This is a genomic window from Solibacillus daqui, assembly GCF_028747805.1.
GTDB classification, from domain to species: Bacteria; Bacillota; Bacilli; order Bacillales_A; family Planococcaceae; genus Solibacillus; species Solibacillus daqui.
The window spans coordinates 1,609,714-1,631,102 of sequence record NZ_CP114887.1; the positions used below are offsets into that span (position 1 = coordinate 1,609,714).

General features: G+C 37.0%; 20 protein-coding genes. 16 read left to right on the plus strand and 4 right to left on the minus strand.

The features are described from left to right. Positions 1-31: 31 nt before the first annotated feature. Positions 32-1,783, plus strand: coding sequence for an ABC transporter ATP-binding protein (locus tag O7776_RS07710; RefSeq protein ID WP_274310014.1), 1,752 nt, complete (start codon positions 32-34; stop codon positions 1,781-1,783). Further along, positions 1,773-3,578 (plus strand): ABC transporter ATP-binding protein, encoded by a 1,806-nt coding sequence (locus O7776_RS07715; RefSeq protein WP_274310015.1) that lies wholly within the window; start codon positions 1,773-1,775, stop codon positions 3,576-3,578. Before O7776_RS07710 ends, O7776_RS07715 begins: the two co-directional genes overlap by 11 nt. Positions 3,579-3,630: 52 nt before the next feature. Here O7776_RS07715 and O7776_RS07720 read toward each other — a convergent pair whose 3' ends face one another. Both O7776_RS07720 and O7776_RS07725 read right to left on the minus strand, forming a co-directional pair. Next, positions 3,631-4,080, minus strand: coding sequence for a DUF2975 domain-containing protein (locus O7776_RS07720; protein ID WP_274310016.1), 450 nt, complete (start codon positions 4,078-4,080; stop codon positions 3,631-3,633). 829 nt (positions 4,081-4,909) lie between these two features. Beyond that, entirely contained in the window at positions 4,910-5,083 is a 174-nt protein-coding gene (locus O7776_RS07725; RefSeq protein ID WP_274310017.1) for a hypothetical protein, read from the minus strand. 474 nt (positions 5,084-5,557) lie between these two features. On the opposite strand from O7776_RS07725, the gene O7776_RS07730 reads away from it, so the two are divergent. From O7776_RS07730 to O7776_RS07765, 8 genes are all read left to right on the plus strand, one after another. Further along, positions 5,558-5,839 carry a hypothetical protein gene (locus O7776_RS07730; RefSeq protein ID WP_274310018.1) on the plus strand — a complete coding sequence of 94 codons (282 nt, stop codon included), beginning with the start codon at positions 5,558-5,560 and terminating at the stop codon, positions 5,837-5,839. 138 nt (positions 5,840-5,977) lie between these two features. Further along, the gene (locus O7776_RS07735) at positions 5,978-6,358 is read left to right on the plus strand and encodes a hypothetical protein (protein WP_274310019.1); all 381 of its coding nucleotides are present in this window, start codon (positions 5,978-5,980) and stop codon (positions 6,356-6,358) included. Between the two features lie 378 nt (positions 6,359-6,736). Further along, the gene (locus tag O7776_RS07740) at positions 6,737-7,048 is read left to right on the plus strand and encodes a PadR family transcriptional regulator (protein WP_274310020.1); all 312 of its coding nucleotides are present in this window, start codon (positions 6,737-6,739) and stop codon (positions 7,046-7,048) included. Continuing rightward, positions 7,048-7,584 (plus strand): DUF2812 domain-containing protein, encoded by a 537-nt coding sequence (locus tag O7776_RS07745; protein WP_274310021.1) that lies wholly within the window; start codon positions 7,048-7,050, stop codon positions 7,582-7,584. The genes O7776_RS07740 and O7776_RS07745 overlap by 1 nt, the downstream gene beginning before the upstream one ends. A 12-nt stretch (positions 7,585-7,596) precedes the next feature. Beyond that, a complete protein-coding gene (locus tag O7776_RS07750) occupies positions 7,597-8,499 on the plus strand; it encodes an ABC transporter ATP-binding protein (RefSeq protein ID WP_274310022.1) in 903 nt (300 codons plus the stop codon). Beyond that, positions 8,483-9,724, plus strand: a complete 1,242-nt coding sequence (locus O7776_RS07755; RefSeq protein ID WP_274310023.1) for an ABC transporter permease — start codon at positions 8,483-8,485, stop codon at positions 9,722-9,724. The genes O7776_RS07750 and O7776_RS07755 overlap by 17 nt, the downstream gene beginning before the upstream one ends. A gap of 110 nt (positions 9,725-9,834) precedes the next feature. After that, a complete protein-coding gene (locus tag O7776_RS07760) occupies positions 9,835-11,031 on the plus strand; it encodes a class I SAM-dependent rRNA methyltransferase (protein ID WP_274310024.1) in 1,197 nt (398 codons plus the stop codon). A gap of 10 nt (positions 11,032-11,041) precedes the next feature. Beyond that, complete coding sequence (locus O7776_RS07765) at positions 11,042-11,230, plus strand: hypothetical protein (protein ID WP_274310025.1); 189 nt, start codon at positions 11,042-11,044, stop codon at positions 11,228-11,230. Positions 11,231-11,491: 261 nt separating this feature from the next. On the opposite strand, the gene O7776_RS07770 is transcribed toward O7776_RS07765, so the two are convergent. Continuing rightward, on the minus strand, positions 11,492-12,424 hold the full coding sequence (locus O7776_RS07770; RefSeq protein WP_274310026.1) for a methyl-accepting chemotaxis protein: 933 nt from the start codon (positions 12,422-12,424) through the stop codon (positions 11,492-11,494). A gap of 392 nt (positions 12,425-12,816) precedes the next feature. On the opposite strand from O7776_RS07770, the gene O7776_RS07775 reads away from it, so the two are divergent. From O7776_RS07775 to O7776_RS07785, 3 genes are all read left to right on the plus strand, one after another. Further along, positions 12,817-13,593: a helix-turn-helix domain-containing protein gene (locus O7776_RS07775; RefSeq protein WP_274310027.1), complete on the plus strand. Its 777-nt coding sequence runs from the start codon at positions 12,817-12,819 to the stop codon at positions 13,591-13,593. 97 nt (positions 13,594-13,690) lie between these two features. Continuing rightward, positions 13,691-15,454, plus strand: coding sequence for an ABC transporter ATP-binding protein (locus tag O7776_RS07780; RefSeq protein ID WP_274310028.1), 1,764 nt, complete (start codon positions 13,691-13,693; stop codon positions 15,452-15,454). Beyond that, the gene (locus O7776_RS07785; RefSeq protein WP_274310029.1) at positions 15,444-17,228 is read left to right on the plus strand and encodes an ABC transporter ATP-binding protein; all 1,785 of its coding nucleotides are present in this window, start codon (positions 15,444-15,446) and stop codon (positions 17,226-17,228) included. The genes O7776_RS07780 and O7776_RS07785 overlap by 11 nt, the downstream gene beginning before the upstream one ends. Positions 17,229-17,809: 581 nt before the next feature. Here the strand turns inward: O7776_RS07785 and O7776_RS07790 are convergent. Then, positions 17,810-18,028 (minus strand): hypothetical protein, encoded by a 219-nt coding sequence (locus O7776_RS07790; protein WP_274310030.1) that lies wholly within the window; start codon positions 18,026-18,028, stop codon positions 17,810-17,812. Between the two features lie 225 nt (positions 18,029-18,253). On the opposite strand from O7776_RS07790, the gene O7776_RS07795 reads away from it, so the two are divergent. From O7776_RS07795 to O7776_RS07805, 3 genes are all read left to right on the plus strand, one after another. Next, entirely contained in the window at positions 18,254-19,339 is a 1,086-nt protein-coding gene (locus O7776_RS07795; protein WP_274310031.1) for a CotH kinase family protein, read from the plus strand. Positions 19,340-19,383: 44 nt separating this feature from the next. Continuing rightward, positions 19,384-19,779 (plus strand): SET domain-containing protein, encoded by a 396-nt coding sequence (locus tag O7776_RS07800; RefSeq protein WP_274310032.1) that lies wholly within the window; start codon positions 19,384-19,386, stop codon positions 19,777-19,779. Positions 19,780-20,131: 352 nt separating this feature from the next. Then, positions 20,132-21,157, plus strand: a complete 1,026-nt coding sequence (locus O7776_RS07805; protein WP_274310033.1) for a hypothetical protein — start codon at positions 20,132-20,134, stop codon at positions 21,155-21,157. The last annotated feature ends 232 nt before the right edge of the window (positions 21,158-21,389 follow it).

Genomic DNA, 21,389 nt, shown 5'->3' on the forward strand with positions numbered 1-21,389 from the left:
AGTATTTTGGATTGGAGAGAAGGGTATAGGAATGTTAAAAATTTTTTCATATTTACAGAGAAAAGAATGGATACTTGTATCAATTAGTATTGTGTTCATCGTTGTGCAGGTGTTCCTGGACTTGAAGCTGCCAGATTACATGGCAGAAATTACGATGCTTATTCAAACGGACGGCACAAGTGTAAACGATTTGATTGCACCGGGTAGTTATATGTTGCTGTGTGCGATCGGTAGTATGATTGCAGCGGTTATTGTTGGTTATTTCGCCGCGCAAGTTGCTGCTGGATTAGCACGGAGATTGCGAGGTCAAGTGTTTGAAAAAACGCTTTCCTTTTCAATGGCGGAGATGAATCATTTTTCTACGGCGAGTTTAATTACACGCTCTACGAATGATATTACACAAGTGCAAATGCTTGTAGCGATGGGGTTACAGGTCGTTATTAAAGCACCAATTTTAGCGATTTGGGCAATTACAAAAATCGCAAATAAAAATTTAGAATGGACGGCTGCAACGGGTGTAGCCGTATTAGTTTTGATTTTACTTATTTCGATAATAGTAATATTTGCGATTCCGAAGTTCCGTATTATTCAAACATTGACTGATAATTTAAATCGCGTAACACGTGAAAACTTAACAGGAATTCGCGTTGTGCGTGCGTATAATGCAGAGGGCTACCAGCTAGAGAAGTTTGACGGGGCTAACAAAGAATTGATGGATACGAATTTATATGCAATGCGTTTAATGGCACTCATTTTCCCGACGATGGGGCTTATTATGTCAGGGCTTAGCTTATCGATTTACTGGATTGGTGCGTTTCTAATTCATGAGGCTAATGCTGCTGAGAAATTGCCACTGTTTTCGGATATGGTCGTCTTTATGTCATATGCGATGCAGGTCGTGATGGCATTTATGATGGTTAGTATGATTTTCATTATGATGCCACGTGCAGTTGTATCGGCAAAGCGTATTCTAGAAGTATTAAACACGAAAATTACAATTCAAGATGGTAATGGCGCAGTAGGTAGCGGGGTAGGGACAGTCGAGTTTCGCGGTGTAAGCTTTAAATATCCTGGTGCTGAGGAAGCGATTGTTGAGGATGTTAGTTTTAGTGCAAAAAAAGGTGAAACAGTGGCCTTTATTGGAGCTACGGGAAGCGGTAAAACAACGATTTTAAATTTAATTCCGCGCCTGTATGATGTGTCTTCTGGAGCAGTTTTCGTTGATGGTATTAACGTGAAGGACTATAAGCAAGAAGCATTACACAAAAAAATTGGCTATGTGTCACAATCAGCTGTGTTATTTAGTGGCTCAGTAGCGTCAAATGTATCGTATGGTGCTGAGGCGACAATGCTAGAGCGTGTGAAGGAAGCAGTGACGATTGCACAAGGACAGGATTTTGTTGAAAAGTTAGATGGGTCTTATGAGGCAACGATTTCACAAGGTGGAAAAAATATATCTGGTGGACAAAAGCAACGTTTATCGATTGCACGTGCGATTTATCATCAGCCTGACATTTATTTATTTGACGATTCCTTCTCGGCGCTCGATTATAAAACCGACCGCGCATTGCGACAGGCACTGAAAACTGAAACAAAGGACGCTATTACGTTTATCGTGGCGCAGCGTATCGGGACGATTAAAGAAGCAAATCAAATCATTGTACTTGAGCATGGTCGCATTGTTGGTAAGGGGACGCATGAAGAGCTCATGAAAACTTGCGAAACCTATAAGGAAATTGCGTATTCACAGCTTTCGAAGGAGGAGTTAGGCGATGGCAAATAAACATGGCGGTGGTCATCCTGGTGCTCCGGGTATGAAGGGCGAAAAGCCGAATCATTTTAAAGCAACGATTAAAAAGCTGATTCGCTACTGTAAATCGTATATGCCGTTTATTACTTTTTCGCTTGTATTGGCGTTTATTAGTACAGCGTTTACCGTGTATAGCCCTGATTTACTAAGTGATATGACAGACGAAATCCAGCAAGGCTTAATGGGGTCGATGGATTTAGATGTCATTCAAAAAATCGGTTATATTTTAGCAGTGTTATACGGCTTAAGCTTTATTTTTAGCTATGTACAGGGCTTTATGATGGCAACAATTACGCAGCGTATTACGAAAAAAATGCGCGGTGATTTGTCGACGAAAATCAATCGTCTGCCACTTAATTATTTTGATAAAACAACAGTTGGTAATACACTGAGCCGTATCACAAACGATGTCGATACGATAGGGCAAACGTTAAATAACAGCTTAGGGCAGCTCGTGTCAGCTGTGGCAACATTTATTGGTGTGCTCATTATGATGTTTTACACGAACTGGATCATGGCGATTACGGCAATTCTTTCAACGCTACTTGGCTTTGGCTTGATGTCGGTTATTATGGCAAAATCACAAAAGTACTTTGATAACCAGCAGGCACAGCTAGCGGAAATTAATGGTCATATTGAGGAAATATATACCGGGCATCAAATTGTTAAAGTATATAACGGAGAAGCCGAGGCGATTTCAACGTTCCACGCAACAAATGACAAGCTTTATGACAATGCTTGGCGTGCACAGTTTATGTCGGGCGTGATGATGCCATTGATGCAATTTATCGGCAACTTTGGCTATGTGGCAGTTTGTATTGTCGGTGCGTTACTTGTTATTAATGATGTCATTACAATTGGGGTAATCGTGGCGTTTATGGTCTATATTCGCTTATTCACACAGCCGTTAGCCCAAATTGCTCAGGCTGCAACGAATTTGCAATCAACAGCGGCAGCGGCTGAGCGTGTATTCGCGTTTTTAGAAGAGCCAGAGCTTGAGCGTGAAGATGCGAAGCAAATCGTGTTGGGTGAGGTAAAAGGTGCGGTTTCCTTTCAGCATGTGTCGTTTGGCTATACTGAAAATCAGCAAGTTATTAACGATTTCACACTGGATGTACAGGCGGGACAAAAGGTGGCAATTGTTGGGCCAACAGGTGCTGGTAAAACGACGATTGTAAATTTACTGATGCGCTTTTATGAAATGAATTCAGGTGATATTAAAATCGATGGCATTTCGATTAAAGACTTAACACGTGAGCAGGTTCATGAGCAGTTTTGTATGGTGTTGCAGGACACATGGCTTTTTGAAGGCTCAATTCGAGATAATATTGTTTACTCAACGCAAAATGTGTCCGATGAGCAAGTAATTGCGGCAGCAAAAGCAGTAGGGATGCATCAAACGATTTCGGCATTACCTGATGGCTACAATACGTTGTTAAATGATAAGGTCAGTCTATCAATTGGGCAAAAGCAGCTGTTAACGATTGCCCGTGCGATGATTGAAAATGCACCGCTTTTAATTTTAGATGAGGCAACAAGCTCGGTGGATACACGTACCGAGGTACAAATTCAAGCGGCGATGGATCAGCTGTCAGTTGGTAAAACGTCGTTTGTTATTGCTCACCGTCTATCAACGATTCGCAATGCGGATGTCATTATTGTCATGAAGGATGGCTCGATTTTAGAAACAGGAAACCATGAAGAACTGCTATCGCGCGGTGGATTTTATGCGGACCTATATAATAGTCAATTTGAAAGTGCGTCATAATATAAAAGCCCACAAAGTAAGTGTAAAAGCTTACTTTGTGGGCTTTTTACTGTTATGGAGCTGCAATCCTTAACTGCTGTTTTATAAATGCTGAGCTTGCTGCGACGAGGGTTGTCACAATTACTATGATTACGCCCATTACCGCAACAATTGGCGGTAATGCATTGGCATAATCCAGTATAAAAAATCCACAAATATATAAAGCGATAATGACAAATGCGCAATATTTAATGTGGTTCAACCCTTGAATGATCCGAGTTGAAAAAATTGATTTCCGCTCAATCGTGCGAATCATGAGTATCGTTTCAACAAGCGCATAGAAAAAGGGCACGGCTGTCGCGTACATACCAAGTAATATCGGGTAGTGCAAGTAGGCAACTTCAGGGTTTGCGTTAACTGTTTCACGCGCAACTGCTGGCAAAACAGTAATACATAAAAACAAGACAATACAGCCTAAAGAGCCAATGACTAAGCTTAAAAAAGTGGCGTTGATTTTTTGCATAGGTACCTCCTTGTTTATGGTAATTAATATAACGACGGAAAATTTGGAATGTTCCTCGATTTATTTGTTTTTTTGAAATATTAAAGAATATAGCAAGCGATGTATGTATAATTAAATTTAAGGATTAAACGAAATTTTAGATGAGAAGTTTGACGTTTCGAGGGGGGAAGTACTTTGAATAAATTCCCTAAAATAATGGGTTTTTTGTTTTTAATAATAAATTTATGTTTTGTATGGGTTTCTTTAAAAATATCTGATTTATTTGTAAAGCTAGAAAGACTTGACGAGCTTAATGGGTATATGTTGACGGATGAAGAGGAAGTTACGAGTTTCCTTATTTTCAGTATTCCAATGTTCATGATACAAGTTCTATTTCTTTATTTTATTTTTAACTATTTGAAAAAAAGGCACGTTAATAATCCTGTAATCATACTGTACTTAGTAGCAAATTCTCTTTTCTTTTTATGGTTTGTCTTTAATGTATATCAGTTCACAATAAATGGATATTAAACACTATGTGATATTAAACGTATACATATACATAAATAAACCTAATAACATTCCCAAATCAAAGTTAGTGAATCCCCTTATTCCATCGAATAGGGGGTAATTTGGGAGTGATTTATATTTAGTTATTAAGGTCACTATAAAGCTTTTTTATATGTTATTTCTCCGTCATTATATGTCAGAATGCCAAATTTTTCCACATCGATTTCAACCACTAATACATATTCTAGAAACCATTCTTCCCACGAACCAATACTATTTCTCATTTTCAGAGTTGTTTTCTATACTATATCCTTCACCGTACTTAATTACCTCAAGACCTTCAATAATTGGTTTTTATATATTCGGTTAGATTTGCGACTGTATGAGAAACATCGGATAAAATCGCTCCTGGACTTTCTGGTTCGACGCCATAAATTTCAAATAGTTCATTTTCTATTTGCATAAGTTCTAATCTAATGTCGCTTAATTTTTCAATAATCCTCTCTTTTTCCATTTCAATCTACCTTTCGATACATCAGTGTATTAACCCTTGTTAACCGTTTTATCATTCTCATTCTTCAGTAAAATGATTCTTATAATTGACGAACTGTGCATTACATAATAAATTAAAAACAAACACACGACGTGGTATAATTATCCATATTGAATAGGGGGGATTCGTAAATGACCACGATTTTCGCTTTTATACCAATCTTTTTTTACCTTTGCCCAATTGTATTCGTAATTTGGTTTCTAGTTAAATTTCTTAAAATACAGCAAGAAAAAAATGAAATACTCAGGACTATTGCTAACAAGCTAAAAAATTAAACGGGGAAACCCGTCTTTTTTTATGACACAGTTTGGTTCTATAATTAAATAATTTTTGTTCAGTAAAATTAATTTTTCAAGAATCAAGAATTATATTTCTGAATTTGCCCATGCAAAATAAATTTAAAAGGGAAGTGCAAGTATTAATGGGGGTCTCATTATGTGGTTAATATTAGGTTTTATTGCAATAGTAGCAACTTTTATAAATCTTTATATGTATGGAACAGGCAAAGATTATAAATTGGCAATGGCAATGGGGTTATCATTTACGGCATTGACACTCTGTGCAGAACATAGTCTTGTATCTGATTGGATAAAAGGTGAAGATTGGTCAGCTTTAAGTGAAGTACCTAATTTTGGAAGGGCTTTGTGGTTTTTGACAATTGTTTCTATCTTACTAAATATAGCACCTATACTTATAGATCTTAAAAATAAAAAATAATTACTTATTGTTGTTCATTTGGATTTACAACGTTAAAAGCAAATTGTCCCCAAATCTCGCTTTGAGAATGAATTTTAAAAGGACATTAGAATGTTAAATCGAATACAGCTTATATAACTGATAAAAAGGTGGTGACTTATGAAGAAAATATTAATAACATTCGGGCTAATCGTAGTATTGGCTGGAGCATTTGTATTTTACAACAAACTTTATTACCCTCCGTTACCAATAGAAACTATAAGCAAAAAAGAAGTGATTGAAAAACTAAATAAATCTGACGAAAAAATCATTAAAATAACTAGTGGAAACGAGAAAGAATGGTACATAGTAAACGAGCAAGATCAATCTATTGTTGATGAAACAATTATAGATTTGTTGAGCCAAAAAGATTGGGTATTCGAACGAAAAGATGGAAGTGGACTCTTCTTTGAAAAACAAGGTGAGGATTTGATTGTCACAACACAAAAATGGACTGGTGATTATTCATTAGTTGATATTCCAATGAAATTTGACAAATAGAATTTACATTTCATTATCTAATAACATTCACAAATAAAAGTTTAGCAATACAAAAAAAGCCAGAAACATTGTTAAATCAACGTTTCTGGCTTTTTAATTGATACATTGTTTAAGTGTTGTTTTGTACAATTTTACTAAAATTCAGTGTCGGCAATGGATTGAGCGTGTTTTGGGGAATGCTTCGTCAGTGTAATTTCTGTATAAAATTGTGCATAAATTTAGCGTTGTAAATTCACATTTTTCTAGAGCCCCCATTAACAAAAGTCTTAATATCAATTTAAAATATTGGAAAATTATTGACATCTATATCAGCTGTCGATATAGTGTATATATCAGCACTCGATATATCATTGGGCGATAGTTGGAGGAGGGAACTACTTGCATCAGCCTTTAACAGAAGGGATTTACTATATATTATTGGCACTTTATGAACCACGGCATGGTTACGGCATTATGCAAATTGTGGAAGAATGGAGTGCTGGGCGTGTGAAATTAGGGGCAGGCACAACTTACGGAGCTTTAAAAAATTTACAAGATAAGAAATATATTGAAACTTTAGCCGGGGAAGAACGTAAAAAGGAGTATGTCATCACTCAGCTTGGCAAAGAAGTTGTCGAAATGGAAGTCGCGCGTTTAAAAGAGCTTTACGACAATGGGCAAAAGTTAATCGAGGCGAAGGGGACTAAGTGATGCGAGTATTTAAACTAATTTTAGATGATGTCAAGGAAGAACAATGGCTCAATGACATGGCAAGTCAGGGCTTGCATTTCCAAAAGTTTCGCTTCCCGTTTTACACCTTTGAAAAAGGGAAGCCAGGAGAATATGTTTACCGTACGGAAATGCTCGAAAATTTAGGCTTTGGTCAAGAAACGAAGAACTATTTGGCATTTATTGAAAGTACGGGCATTGAAGTTGTGCAAAAACGTTTTTCGTGGGCGTATTTTCGTCAGCATCAAAGCAAGGGAGCGTTTGAGCTATATAGTGATGCTGCGTCGAAGCTTGCTTATACAAATCGTATCTACGCCATTTATGCGATGATTTTTGGGCTTAATATTGCGTCAGCGCTAATGAATGGTGTTATTTCTTACGCAGATGCTAGCGCGGATGCCAATAGCTTTTTGGCAGGCTTGAGCACAGGGGTTTCTGTAGTAATACTTTACCCAATGCTGAAATCGTTTTTCCGTAGACGTAATTTAAAAAAAGAAATCGAGTTATTCGAACTGTAGGAGGGAAATTGAATGGTATTACAATTGTCTGGTGTAACAAAGCGTTACAAAGATTTTACCGCGGTCAACCAGCTGAATTTTACGATTCAAAAAGGCGAAATATTTGGTCTGATTGGTCAAAACGGGGCAGGGAAAACAACGACGTTCCGTATGATTTTAGATTTACAAGATACAACAGAAGGAACAATCACATGGGGTGGTCAGCCGATTAAATCCATTAGCCGTGACATGCTCGGCTATTTACCAGAGGAGCGCGGGATTTTCCCACAAATGAAAGTCGAAGAGCAGCTGTACTTTTTCGGTGAGCTACACGGCATGGATAAGCAGGAGCTAAAAAAGGATATCGATTTTTGGATTGCACGCTTTGACCTTGAGGAGAAGCGCCATGTAAAAGCTGAAACGCTGTCAAAAGGAAATAAACAAAAAGTACAGTTAATTGCGAGCTTTATTCACAAGCCAGACTTCCTCATTTTAGATGAACCTTTTAGTGGGCTAGACCCGGTGAATATGGAGCTACTAAAAAATGCAATCTTGCACTTACGGGACCAAGGGATGACGATTCTATTTTCAAGTCACCAAATGGATAATGTCGAGGAGCTGTGTGACCATTTATGCTTATTAAAGCGTGGTGAATCGCTGTTTTCGGGCTCGCTATTAGACCTGAAAAAGCAATATGGAAAAACGAATCTCACAGTGCGCACCGATAAATCGGAGGCAGAGCTTGCTGGGTATCCAGGCGTTGTAAAGGTGAAGATGGAGCGTGATGAGCAAGCGATGCTAACATTACAAGATGAATCTTTTGCACCACAAATTTTCGAATTGCTGTCAAATGGCGCATACATCGAAAAATTCAGCTTAGATTATTTATCGCTGCATGAAATTTTCAAGGAGAAGGTAGGTGCGGGTCTTGTCTAAATTTAATGTACTCGTAAAAAAGCTTTATAAGCAAAAAATACGGTCAAAATCATTTATTTTAATGACATTACTGTATTTAGTTGTGCTTTCGGGTTTCATGTTTTGGTCGGAAATTAAGGAGCTGCTGTTTTCAGGAGATGCCGATGTAATTGCAGTTGTAAATGAAACCGATTTTGATGTGTCACAGGTGCTTCAAAATACGGATGACTACACATTTGAATATGTTGCGGCCGATGCAGTGGCAGATAATTTAAAGGATGACGATTATTACGCCGCGTTTACATTAAGCGATGCTAGTGGAAAGCTTGCTGCAAAAATAGAATCATATGATCCGCTGCCATTAAATGACCAGCAAGAGTATCAAAATATACTTAATCAGGTTGGGCAAATGTATGCCATGAGTCAGGTTGATTTAAGCCCAGAACAGCAGGAGTTACTACTTTCTTCGGAGCCTGTCATTACGCTTAATTCGTTAAATGAAGCGGCTGAGGACGGGAAATCAGCAGATGAAAAAATGGCGGGCGTTTGGATTAGTTATGCAATTGGAATTATTATTTATGCTTTTGTTGCGACGTACTTATCGATGGTAACAACGGATGTGGCGTCTGAAAAGGGCTCACGCGCTTTAGAAATGTTACTTGTTAGTGTAAAGCCTGAGATTCATTTCCGCTCGAAAATTATCGGAACATTTTTAGTTGCGTTAACGCAGTTTGTCGTGCTGTTTGGTGGACTGCTCTTACTGCTACGTTTCTCTGATGGTGGGAATAAATGGTCGTTTGTGACGGATTTACTTAATTCGTTATCGGTTGGCTATTTCATGTATGTGGTCGGCTTCTTGTTCTTAACGATTTTAATGTATTTAATTATTGGTGCGCTATTTGGCTCACTTGTTTCGAAGGTAGAAGAGGCGGGGCAAGTGATGATGCCGGCGATGATGTTAACGCTTATTGGCTTCTATGTCATGCTTACAGGGATGGGCAATCCTGATACAATGCTCATTAAAGTGTTCTCATATATTCCGTTTACGTCGGGAATGGTGATGCCGATGCGTTTAGGAGCAACGGATATAAACGCCATTGAGCCAATTATTAGTTTTGGGTTATTAGTTGGTACGGTGCTTGCATTATACTTTGTCAGCCTATCGTTCTACAAACGTAGTGTATTAACGTACTCTGCAGGCGGCATTATCGAAAAAATGAAAACCGTGTTCAAGGTGACAACATAATGTGCGAGTAGCTATTCATGCACTTTCGTAGTACACTAGGAACATACGAGAGACTTGTCTTTTGCGGGCAAGTCTTTTTTTAATTGAACGCAAAACAAAAGGATGACTTTATGAGAAAATTAGTAGAATTACAAGTAGATGCGAAGGCAATTAAGGATTTAACAAATGGCTATCCGTTAATTTTAAAGGATGCCATTGTGACAAATGAAGTAGAGGTCGAGGAAGGTAGCTTACTGCACTTAGTTGACAAAAATGGTGGCTATATCGCAACGGGCTATTACGGCGCGCAAAATAAAGGCATTGGTTGGGTGCTATCACGTAAGGAAAAAGAAGCGATTGATGTGAAGTTTTTCACAAGCAAAATTCGTAAAGCGGCAGAAAAACGTGCAGACTTTTTTGCATCAGACGATACATCAGCCTTCCGCGTATTCAATGGTGAGGGAGACGGCATCGGAGGCTTAACAATCGATTTTTTCAATGGCTTTTACATGGTGAGCTGGTATAGTGAAGGTATTTATTCATTCCGTGCAGATATTTATGCAGCGCTTAAGCAAGCGGTGAACACGCGCGGAGTATATGAAAAATTGCGCTTCAACACAAATGGTCAGTATATTGAAAAAGATGATTATGTGTCAGGCGAAAAGGGCGAGTTCCCGTTAATCGTGCAAGAAAATGGCATGAATTATGCAGTAGATTTAAACGACGGTGCGATGACGGGGATTTTCCTCGATCAACGTAATGTGCGTAAAGCGATACGCGACCGTTATGCAAATGACAAAACGGTATTAAATACATTCTCTTACACAGGAGCATTTTCAGTTGCGGCTGCTTTAGGTGGCGCGGCTGGTACGACAAGTGTAGACCTTGCAAAACGTAGCTTAGCGAAAACAATCGAGCAGTTTAGCGTCAACGGAATTGATTATGAATCGCAGGATATTAAAGTGATGAATGTGTTCGATTACTTTAGCTATGCCGCACGTAAAGGCTTGGCGTTTGATGTTGTTGTACTTGACCCACCAAGTTTTGCCCGTACAAAAAAAATGACGTTTAGTACAGCGAAGGATTATCCGAAACTGTTAAAAGATGCACTGACAATCACAAATGACGGTGGTGTCATTGTCGCATCAACAAATAACGCAAGCTTTAACATGAAAAAGTTCAAAACGTTTATCGACAAAGCGTTTAAGGACTACGGTGCACGCTACAAAATTTTAGAGGAGCACCAATTACCAGAGGACTTTGTCGTACCACACAACTTCCCAGAGTTTAATTACTTAAAAGTGGTATTTATCCAAGTAACGAAATAGGAGAAAAAATATGCGCTATAATAAAACAATAATGCTCAAGCTGATCAATGAACATCGTGAGCTACATGACGAATTAAAAAAGCTCAAAAGCGAAATGGGCTTAGAGAAAAACTTTGCCGTAAAAGCATTGTATCATTCAATGGTGGCCGATAGCGGTCCATATATGCAGGATTATCAGGATTTAGACCGTCTGAAATAAACGAGGCGTGTTTAGTATAAGCATGTAAAAAATTAAATAAGTGTTTCAATTTTAGGTTCAAATCGTATTTGATTTGAACCTTTTATTTTTAATCCATAGTTTGGATATTAGATTTGATTATTATCCTACACAATCTCTAAGATGTTTTTATCAAACAAGTGAAGGGGTTCCTTCAATTTTTCTACTATTCATGGAGAAAAGTACAATCTTGATGCACAATTGCGCACTTTTTCTGAAGACTTAATACTAACTTTTGTACGATTATCCTTTTAACTGATCTACTAATGTTTTTGCTTGATTATCAAGCTGATGGGCTGATTCACCAATCCCAATAAATTCGCGTACTGCTTGTTCGATATGTGTCTGGCTTTCAGAAATTGACTTTTCTGAACGCTCTGTTCCTAAACTAATATTTTGCACCTGTTCAGAAATGTTTTTTACATTAGCTTGTACTTGTTGAGTCGCTTCCTTAGCTTGATTGGCTAACTTTCGAACTTCGCCTGCAACAACGTTAAAGGCTCTTCCGTGCTCACCAGCGTGAGCTGCTTGAATTGCAGCATTCAAAGCTAATAAATTAGTTTGCGTAGCAATGTCATCGATGGTTTTCACGATACCTCGAATGGCTTCAGTTTGAGTATTGAGTTTCTGCAAGACTTCCACGTTTTTATTGGTTTGATCAACAATTTTTGATATTGCAGATTCTACATCATGACTGCGGCTAATCCCTTTGTCCGCCCGTTCTTTTAAATCCTCTGACATACGTAGCAAATTAGAGATAACATTAGCAGTTCCATTTTCACGAGCTGTAATATCAGTAGCCACTTTTATTACGGCTTGAATTACTCCGCTATCATCAAAAACGGGTGTATAGGTTGCTTCGAGCCATATCAAATTTCCTTGTTTCGTAATTCTTTGGATTTTTTGTTGAAATGATTCTCCATTTCGGAGATTTTCCCAGAAAGTATGATACTCTGGGCTTTCTACAAATTCAGTAGTACAGAATTGCCGATGATGGATATTAGACAGTTCTTCAACCCTATAGCCCATCGCTTTTGCGAAATTAAGATTTGCCCAAAGTACATTTCCATATGGGTCAAACTCAATCATTGCTAATGATGATTCTAAAGCAACCAGTACGAAATTTTGGTTCAGTACCTGTGTACTGGTACGTTTTATAAGATGTTCAATCGACATATATTAATCTCCTATTGTTTTGGGATTTCCCGATAATATCTAATTGTACTAAATATAAAGTCTTATGTCATATTTCAGAAGAATCATAAATTGAAATTGAGTGAAAATTAAGGCCTATTAATCTTCCGGGAAACGGTACAATTATTATTTAAAAAGCCCTACTAATTGTTATTTATAAACAATTTTCCTTGGTGTTGTAAATTCCTGTAAATCTTTCTAGGTGTATTATTCAACAATTTGGCAGGGTTTTTGAAAAACGTGACTGGTATTAGTTTTAGAGGCGCTATTATACATTGACCATTTTATTTTCTCTGCAAAGTTGAAATTTTTTCCCTCGAGCGTCCCCAAATTGAACGCACTTTGTAATTTACCTTATAAAGGAGGAATTACAAATGCTTCATCATTTAACTTCGTATAGACAATTTCAGTCGGTTGGTGAGATGGATTCAAATGTTCAACAGTACATAAACGACCATTCGTTGACAAAGTCACAGCTCCGAATTTTACATTGCATTGCAAGTCATGCGTTGGCAACACCAGGCGTAGCACATCTAAAAGCAGAAACGATTGCCAAAAAGCTCGCGATTTCTGCAAAAACCGTATACCGTGCAGTGAAGTATTTACAGCAGATTGGTATTATTCAAAAGGTAGCTTTCACAAAATTAAACGGTATTAAGGCGGCGAATATTTACATCATTTGTCCGTATGTCCCATCGGAAATGTCCGAACGAGATGTGCCTGTGAAAGCTTGTCAAACTAAGCTTGAACCGCCGAAAACTGTAGACGAATCAATTTCTTTTGAATCTAAAAAAAGTAGTAAAGATAATCTATTATGCAAAACGCATAATAGATGGCATATAGATTTACAAACACATTTTAGTTATTTTCCATTAACACAGTATTTTGCAAATCAAGTACATGCCATTATTCCAAAATTAGCGATATATAATGAGCAGCAATTTGAACGCGCAAAGAAAATCATTACAGATTGTGTGTTTCTAGTAGCCAATCAACAAATTACAATTTATAGCTCATTTGAAAACTTTGTACTAGGTGCTTATAAGAAATGGATTTTGCCTACAATCGAACAAGCACCAGTAACGGATCAACAACCGACGATTTCGACAAGACCAGTGCCGTTTTACAATTGGTTAGAAGAGCGAGCTTGAATATAATTCGGAGCTCGAAAAAAATGTGTTCAAATATATCAAAAAATTCAAAGTTTTGTTAAAATGGTAAGACTTGAGAATAAAAGAGGGTGAAAAAATGAAGGTGTTTTTAAAGCTTGGCTGGTTTTTTAAAGAGCGTAAACGCCAGTATGTTATAGGTTTATTGATGCTCATGCTTGTGGCCATCTTACAGCTTGTGCCACCGAAAATTATCGGCTACACCATTGACGAAATTGGACAAGGCACATTAACGAAAGCAAAACTGTTTACGTTGATTGGCATTATTGTAGCGGTTGCGCTTGTAATGTATGGATTAAGATATTATTGGAGACAAATGATTTTTGGCTCGTCGAACTATTTGGCGCGCGTTTTGCGTCAAAAATTGCACCGTCATTTTACGCGCATGTCGCCATCCTTTTATCAAAAACATCGTGTTGGCGATTTAATGGCACATGCGACGAATGATATTAGCGCGGTTCAGCAAACAGCGGGTGGCGGGGTGTTAACGCTATTTGATTCGCTGACAACGGGTGGTTTTGTTGTACTTGCGATGGCCATTACAATTGATTGGCGTTTAACGTTAATTGCACTGATTCCGATGCCTTTAATGGCGTTATCGACAACGTATTATGGTAAGTTGTTACATCAACGTTTTCACCATGCCCAAGCAGCGTTTTCAGATTTGAATGATAAAACGCAGGAAAGTATATCGGGCATTAAAGTGTTGAAAACGTTTGGTCAGCAACGACAAGATGTAGAGGATTTTACCCGTCTTTCTGATGAAGTCGTGGATAAAAATTTACAAGTAGCAAAAATCGATTCTCTATTTGACCCAACGATTAGTTTTGTAGTCGGTATTAGTTTTATGCTGAGCCTGGGCTTTGGGACAAAATTTATATTAGAAGATGCGATGTCGATTGGCGATTTAGTAACATTTACGACGTATTTAAGTCTGCTTGTGTGGCCAATGTTGGCAATTGGTATGCTCTTTAATATCGTAGAGCGAGGCAGCGTTTCGTACAATCGAATTGAAAGGCTATTAAACGAACCTATTGAAATTGATGATAAAAATAATGCGATTACGAGAATGCCATCAGGTGATTTGGCATTTCATATTAATTCATTTACATTCCCTGGAGATAAGGAGCCAGCATTACATAATGTGCACTTTGACTTAAAGCGTGGCGAAACGCTTGGCATTGTTGGGAAAACAGGTGCAGGGAAAACGACGATTTTAAAGCTTTTACTACGGGAGTTTGAAGGCTATAACGGACAAATCCACTTTGGTGATTATTCGATTACGGATTACCAAACATTAAAGCTACGTGAAGCAATTGGCTATGTACCGCAAGAGCATTTCCTATTTTCTGCTTCGATTTTCTCAAATGTCGCGTTCGCAAATGCAGAGGCAAAAATCGAAGAGGTGCGTGCGGCGGCAAAATTGGCTTATATTGATCATGACATTATGGACTTTACGGATGGCTATAAAACGGTTGTCGGGGAACGGGGCGTATCGTTATCAGGCGGGCAAAAGCAACGAATTTCCATTGCACGTGCGCTATTAATGAAACCAGAATTACTCATTTTAGACGACTCGTTATCAGCGGTCGATGCACGTACAGAGGAAGCCATTTTACAGGCGCTCAAAGCGGAACGAAAAGATTCCACAACAATTATTACCTCGCATCGTTTAAGTGCTATTCAGCAAGCCCATGTCATTATTGTAGTCGATCACGGCACGATTATAGAAAAAGGGACACATGAGGAATTAATGGCATTAAAGGGCAGTTATTATGAAATGTATCAATTACAACAGCTCGAACAGTTAGTAGAGCAAGGTGGTGACGGGCATGGCGAATGAGCAAACGACGGAAACAATATCATCGAAAGAGCAACGTGTCGTATTAATGCGCCTATTCACGTATTTAAAGCCACATAAAAAGCTATTGTCCGTTGCGTTATTTTTACTGGCGCTAACAGTTGTAGGGGATATGTTCGGGCCGTATTTTATTAAAGTATTTATCGATGATTATTTAATGATGGATAACATCGTCTTTAAGCCAGTTATGACATTGGCGGTCAGTTATTTTGTCATTCAAGTATTGAATATATTTATTACGTACTATCAAACGTTGAAGTTCCAGGAGCTGGCATTAAAGGTTATTCAGCAACTACGGATCGATGTGTTTTCAAAAATTCATAGACTTGGCATGCGTTATTTTGACCAAGTGCCAGCGGGGTCTATTGTCAGTCGTGCAACTAATGATACAGAAGCGATAAAGGACATGTTCGTAAGTGTTTTGATTAGTTTTGTACAGGCAGCGTTTTTAATTGTTGGTGTGTATATCGCGATGTTTTTACTCAATGCGAAATTGGCGTTATTTATGCTATTAATTTTACCGGTTGTCATTTACATCATTTATTTATATCGCAAAATTAGTGCTGTTGTGTATATGCGGATGCGTGAGAAACTTGGTCAGCTGAATGCGCGTTTATCGGAAACATTGTCTGGCATGAGTATTGTTCAGGCTTTCCGTCAAGAAAAGCGCTTTAATGAGGAATTTGATGCTATTAATGATGAGCATTTTGACGCGATGATGGCGAATACGAAAATGAATAGCTTGCTGTTGCGCCCGATTATTGACTTAGTGTATTTCGCGGCGATTATTATTTTACTATTTTATTTTGGGTGGACTTCGTTTGAAACAGCCGTAGAAGTTGGGGTTGTCTATGCTTTTATAACGTATATGAACCGCTTCTTTGACCCGATTAATCAAATGATGGAGCGTTTAGCATTATTCCAGCAGGCCATTGTTGCGGCATCGCGCGTGTTTGCGTTAATGGATAATGAGGAATTGGAACCAGCCCAGCACGATAAATCACTAACTGTTACGAATGGTCGTATTGAATTTAAAGAGGTTTCGTTTAGCTATGACGGGGAACGGGATGTGCTGAAAAATATTTCATTTACCGTCAATCCTGGCGAAACGGTGGCACTTGTTGGGCATACGGGAAGTGGGAAAAGTTCGATTATCAATTTATTGATGCGCTTTTATGAATTTGAACGTGGCGATATTGTCATTGATGGTGAATCGATTAAAGACTATTCGCAGCAAGAGCTTCGCGATAAAATGGGGCTTGTGCTGCAAGATCCATTCCTGTTTTACGGCACGGTCGATTCAAATATTCGACTTTACAATGAACAATTAAACTTAACCGATGTCAAGCATGCGGCGGAATTTGTGCAAGCAAATGACTTTATTGAAAGCTTACCAGATGGCTATCAAAGTCGTGTTACGGAGCGCGGTTCAACATTTTCAAGTGGTCAGCGTCAGCTTATCGCCTTTGCACGTACCGTAGCAACCAATCCGAAAATTTTAGTATTAGATGAAGCAACGGCTGCAATCGATACGGAAACAGAAGTTGGCATTCAGCAATCGCTAGAAAAAATGCGCAAAGGACGTACGACGATTGCCATTGCTCACCGTTTGTCGACGATTCAAGATGCCGAGCATATTTTAGTGCTGCATAAAGGGGAAATCGTCGAGCGAGGCACACATCAAGAGTTACTTGCTCATAAAGGGTTATATGAAAAAATGTACTTATTGCAAAATGGGATTGTGCAAAAAGAATAGATGTTAGGGCTCTGCATGACTTCGGTTGTGTGGGGTTTTTTGTGGGCTGGAAAAAGGACCATTAGAGTAAACAGGATTTTTTTGGAAACAGCCTATTTCTGAAGTTGTATGAAATTGTTTATAAATAGGGGATTGAGCATTTTTGCATGAAAAATGTATAAGAGCAATGAAATAAAGACCAGTCAAAACAAGGTTATTTTAAAGTTTTGACTGATTTTTTGTGTTTCCAAACTTTCATTTGAAAACGTTATTTGTATAGAAAATAACCGCATAGTCTTCTGCATTTGTTGAGCATTTTCGCATAGTCCATGAATATTTTTACCTTTCCAGCCTGAACAAAATAAAAAATCTTAGAAAAAACGGTATCACGGTTTTAAGACTTTTCATTATTCGATTAACAAGTACAACCTAAGTGCACATCTTTACCTTAAAATCACTATGTATTAGGGTCGACATAATTCCTAAATTTATATTGATAATAGTCTAAGTAAAGAAACATTCATTACGTATTATACATTTACCGCTGTTCTTAAGGAGGTGTCTGTTGTGCCTGGAAAAAAAGGAAAAAAAGGTTCGGGTAGTCATTCGTCTACAGGAAGTACTTCTACTAGTTGTACTTCTACTGGTAACACTTCTACTGGTTGTACTTCAACTGGTAGTAAATCAACTGGTAAACGTAAATCTAAACGTAAATCTACTGGTTGTAAATCAACTGGTAAACGTAAATCTACTGGTTGTAAATCTACTGGAAAACGTAAACGTAAACGTAAATGTAAGTAAAGTACGTTTACCAGAAACATTGTAAAAGTACCAGGTGAAAGAAAATGCCTCCATTCACTATTCAAAAGGTTAGTGGGGCATTTTCTCCTTATAAAAATTTAATTAGCTACATATAAAGTCTATTTACTTTAACTGACATCGAATATAACAATTATTTATTAGCTGTGTACTTAAGCTAATTCATGTCTAATACCGTGAGAGTATATACATTGATAACCGAAAGGGTACATTAGGGAGGTGAGTACATGTCAAACATTATACCCTCGTATTTATTAATGATTAAAGAAAAGGCATTAAATAAGTTAAGGAAAAAAGTATCAAAAGACGACCCTGTTTCCGCAAAGTTGATGGTAGATAACATTACGTACAACATTAAGATTGCCTATCGTGGAGACTATACACGGAAATTCCGTAAAAGATCCTATATGATTGACTTCGATGATACTGAAAAATTCTTAGGAGTACGTAGAATCCACCTCAATGCAGAATATAAAGACCCCTCACTAATCCGCAATAAGCTTTCACTTGACTTCTTTCAAGATCTTGGAGTCCTTTCGCCAGATAGTCAGCATATCAATTTTTACAGAAATGACTCATTGAAAGGTGTCTACCTGCACTTGGAATCAGTTGATGATTTATTTTTAGAAAAGAGGGGGCTTCCCGCCGGTCCCATTTACTACGCTATCAACAATGATGCAAATTTCTCATTGGTGCGTGATAAGAAACCCAAAAAATCACTTTTGTCGGGCTATAAACGAGTGTGCGGAGCTTCATCAGACGATACCTTTCTTCATGATTTGATTACAACCATAAATAATACAATTCCATCTAAATTCCCCGATGAAATCTCCCAGAAAATTAATATTGATCAATATTTCCGATGGCTCGCTGGAGCAGTTTGTACAATGAATAACGACGGTTTTACACACAATTATGCCCTATATCGAAATAGTGACACTTGCTTATTCGAAATACTTCCATGGGACTATGATGCAACTTGGGGGCGGAAAGTAAGTGGTGGGATAATGAATCATACGTATGTCCCAATTGAAGGTAAATCAGGAAACCATCTTAACTATGTTCTATTGCAAGTTCCCGAATTCCGCAAACTTTACAAAGAAACATTAGAAGAAATTCTTGAAACAATGTTTACAGTTGACTATATGGAAAACAAAGTCTTACCACTACATCAATGTATACGTCCCCATATCCTCCTTGATCCTTATAAAAAAAATAAGATTGATATTTTTGATAATGAACCAGAATTGATTTTCCAATTTATTCGAGAACGCAATGATTATTTAAAAAATCAACTCTCGAATTTAGATTAAAAATCTAATCAATAATGATTTTTTTGATTGGAGAGATATAGGGATTGGGGAAAGGAGTTACTGCTTTGGGTCCTATATGTATAAAAGATACCGGGAAATATGGTAAAGGTATATATGCTACACGTGATATAAAAAAAGATGAACTTATTGAGGTATCACCCGTTATAATATTACCTAAAGGGGATTGGAAATATTTAAAAAAGACTTCCCTTCTTTACTATAGCTTTTATTGGGGGAAAAATGATACAGCCATTGCACTTGGATTTGGATCACTTTTTAATCATTCATACACTCCAAATACTAATTTTGAAAATAATACAGAAAATTTATCAATTGACTTTTATGCACTAAATGATATTTTGATGGGTGAAGAATTAACTATTAATTACAATGGTGATCTTGAAAATAAATCACCGTTATGGTTTGATGTAATCGAATAAAGATCTTCCCTTCATGAATAATTGTTTTGCTTTCAAAAATAATGGTAACACCAGAATATATGATTAGATACGCTCACCAATAGATAGACAGATAAAAAAATACAATCTGTCTATCTATTGGGAGTATTTTTTACGGGGAAATTTTCAATAAAACAAAAAATCGAGATTATCCAGTGCTACGAAAAACTGTGAGCCGGGCTGTTTTTTAATAGATCTTAGTAGTCTAATTTGTTCGGTGAAGACCATCTTAGGCCATTGCTATTATATTTTTTTGTGTTACAAACTTTTTCAAAATAATTTTCCTCTGCTATAATTACTTTTTGATTTGATAAATTAATTAGGGGGAGAAAAATTGAAAAAAATATTAACTGTACTTTCTATATTTTTAGTAATGATCTTAAGTGCATGTAGTTCTCTTTCTAACGATGAGTTAATAAAAAATTATGTGAAAGATACACATGGAATTGACATCGTTGTAAAAGATTCATATAAAAATTCATTAGAATTAGGTGAGGATTCATACATTGTTGCTCCTGTTGACCATCAAGAAATGGAATTTTCCGTTGTGGTATATGATAATCCATCAGAAAATGAACTTAATTACAAAAGTAAGTATTTAATCAAAGATAATTATTTAAATGCATTTGAAGCGGATACGGAACTACATAAATTAGATAAAGTCATTCCGGATATCAATAAACTTGGATTTGATGAATCATTTAATGATGAAAATAGAGTGTTTATAGGAGAAGTTGGTGGAAAAAAAGCTATTTGGAGTTCTTTTTATTCTACCTCTCATATGGAAATAGCAAGTTTTGAAGAAAAAGATTTAGACCGCTTATTCGAGTTATATAAATTAGTAAAACAAAGCGGGGCATTATTGGAAATTATTCATGTCTCAGATATGAGAGAGCCACACGAGAGTGAAACCTTTGTATTTGATATGGAAAAATTAAAGGGCGTAAATACAAAAGAAGATTTTTTGTTGGAAATGAAAAAAACAAATGCAAATATTGCTAGTTTATATGAAAATAAAAAATGGGAATCTGAGAAAGAAAAAATTGGAAATGAACGTTTCACTTTTGATTCTGAATATGATGATTATTGGTTTAATTGTAGGCTGACTAATGGAAATGGCGAATGTACCAATATTTTTGCCACTGTATATTTCAAAGAAAACAGCCTAACTAAATCAAATGATAATTTAGAAAAAGATTTAAACTCTATTTTTACTTTTTTCGAAAAGACGATTAATCCAAAAGCTTCAATAGAGTATAGTTTTATTGAAGAAGGTTCAGATGACTCGGTGAGATTTACAGATTATGAAATCAAAAAATATTCTTCCACATTAGATTTTATCAACAAGAATTTTAAATAAGGAGAAGCATTCGGCACGAATATGTTGCGCGAATGCTTTTGCTTGTGCATATTTACTTAAAAAAAAGTGCTGACGTAACTTTCTTTTTGTCTTTTTAATCTACATTCGGCTGATTTTTTAATGAGATGGGTGAAAGTATTCTTTATTTCACGCACTCAAATTGATTTCGACATTTACATCTCACGTTTCGACCTCTATAATGAATTCTATTAAATTTATAGAAGGTGCAAGT

Coding starts and splice junctions, on each gene's coding strand:
- O7776_RS07795 (WP_274310031.1), top strand. CDS start 18,254: ATGTCAAACATTATACCCTCGTATTTATTAATGATTAAAGAAAAGGCA.
- O7776_RS07745 (WP_274310021.1), top strand. CDS start 7,048: ATGCGAGTATTTAAACTAATTTTAGATGATGTCAAGGAAGAACAATGG.
- O7776_RS07780 (WP_274310028.1), top strand. CDS start 13,691: ATGAAGGTGTTTTTAAAGCTTGGCTGGTTTTTTAAAGAGCGTAAACGC.
- O7776_RS07710 (WP_274310014.1), top strand. CDS start 32: ATGTTAAAAATTTTTTCATATTTACAGAGAAAAGAATGGATACTTGTA.
- O7776_RS07765 (WP_274310025.1), top strand. CDS start 11,042: ATGCGCTATAATAAAACAATAATGCTCAAGCTGATCAATGAACATCGT.
- O7776_RS07715 (WP_274310015.1), top strand. CDS start 1,773: ATGGCAAATAAACATGGCGGTGGTCATCCTGGTGCTCCGGGTATGAAG.
- O7776_RS07720 (WP_274310016.1), bottom strand. CDS start 4,080: ATGCAAAAAATCAACGCCACTTTTTTAAGCTTAGTCATTGGCTCTTTA.
- O7776_RS07725 (WP_274310017.1), bottom strand. CDS start 5,083: ATGGAAAAAGAGAGGATTATTGAAAAATTAAGCGACATTAGATTAGAA.
- O7776_RS07775 (WP_274310027.1), top strand. CDS start 12,817: ATGCTTCATCATTTAACTTCGTATAGACAATTTCAGTCGGTTGGTGAG.
- O7776_RS07730 (WP_274310018.1), top strand. CDS start 5,558: ATGTGGTTAATATTAGGTTTTATTGCAATAGTAGCAACTTTTATAAAT.
- O7776_RS07790 (WP_274310030.1), bottom strand. CDS start 18,028: ATGTTTCTGGTAAACGTACTTTACTTACATTTACGTTTACGTTTACGT.
- O7776_RS07760 (WP_274310024.1), top strand. CDS start 9,835: ATGAGAAAATTAGTAGAATTACAAGTAGATGCGAAGGCAATTAAGGAT.
- O7776_RS07770 (WP_274310026.1), bottom strand. CDS start 12,424: ATGTCGATTGAACATCTTATAAAACGTACCAGTACACAGGTACTGAAC.
- O7776_RS07750 (WP_274310022.1), top strand. CDS start 7,597: ATGGTATTACAATTGTCTGGTGTAACAAAGCGTTACAAAGATTTTACC.
- O7776_RS07735 (WP_274310019.1), top strand. CDS start 5,978: ATGAAGAAAATATTAATAACATTCGGGCTAATCGTAGTATTGGCTGGA.
- O7776_RS07785 (WP_274310029.1), top strand. CDS start 15,444: ATGGCGAATGAGCAAACGACGGAAACAATATCATCGAAAGAGCAACGT.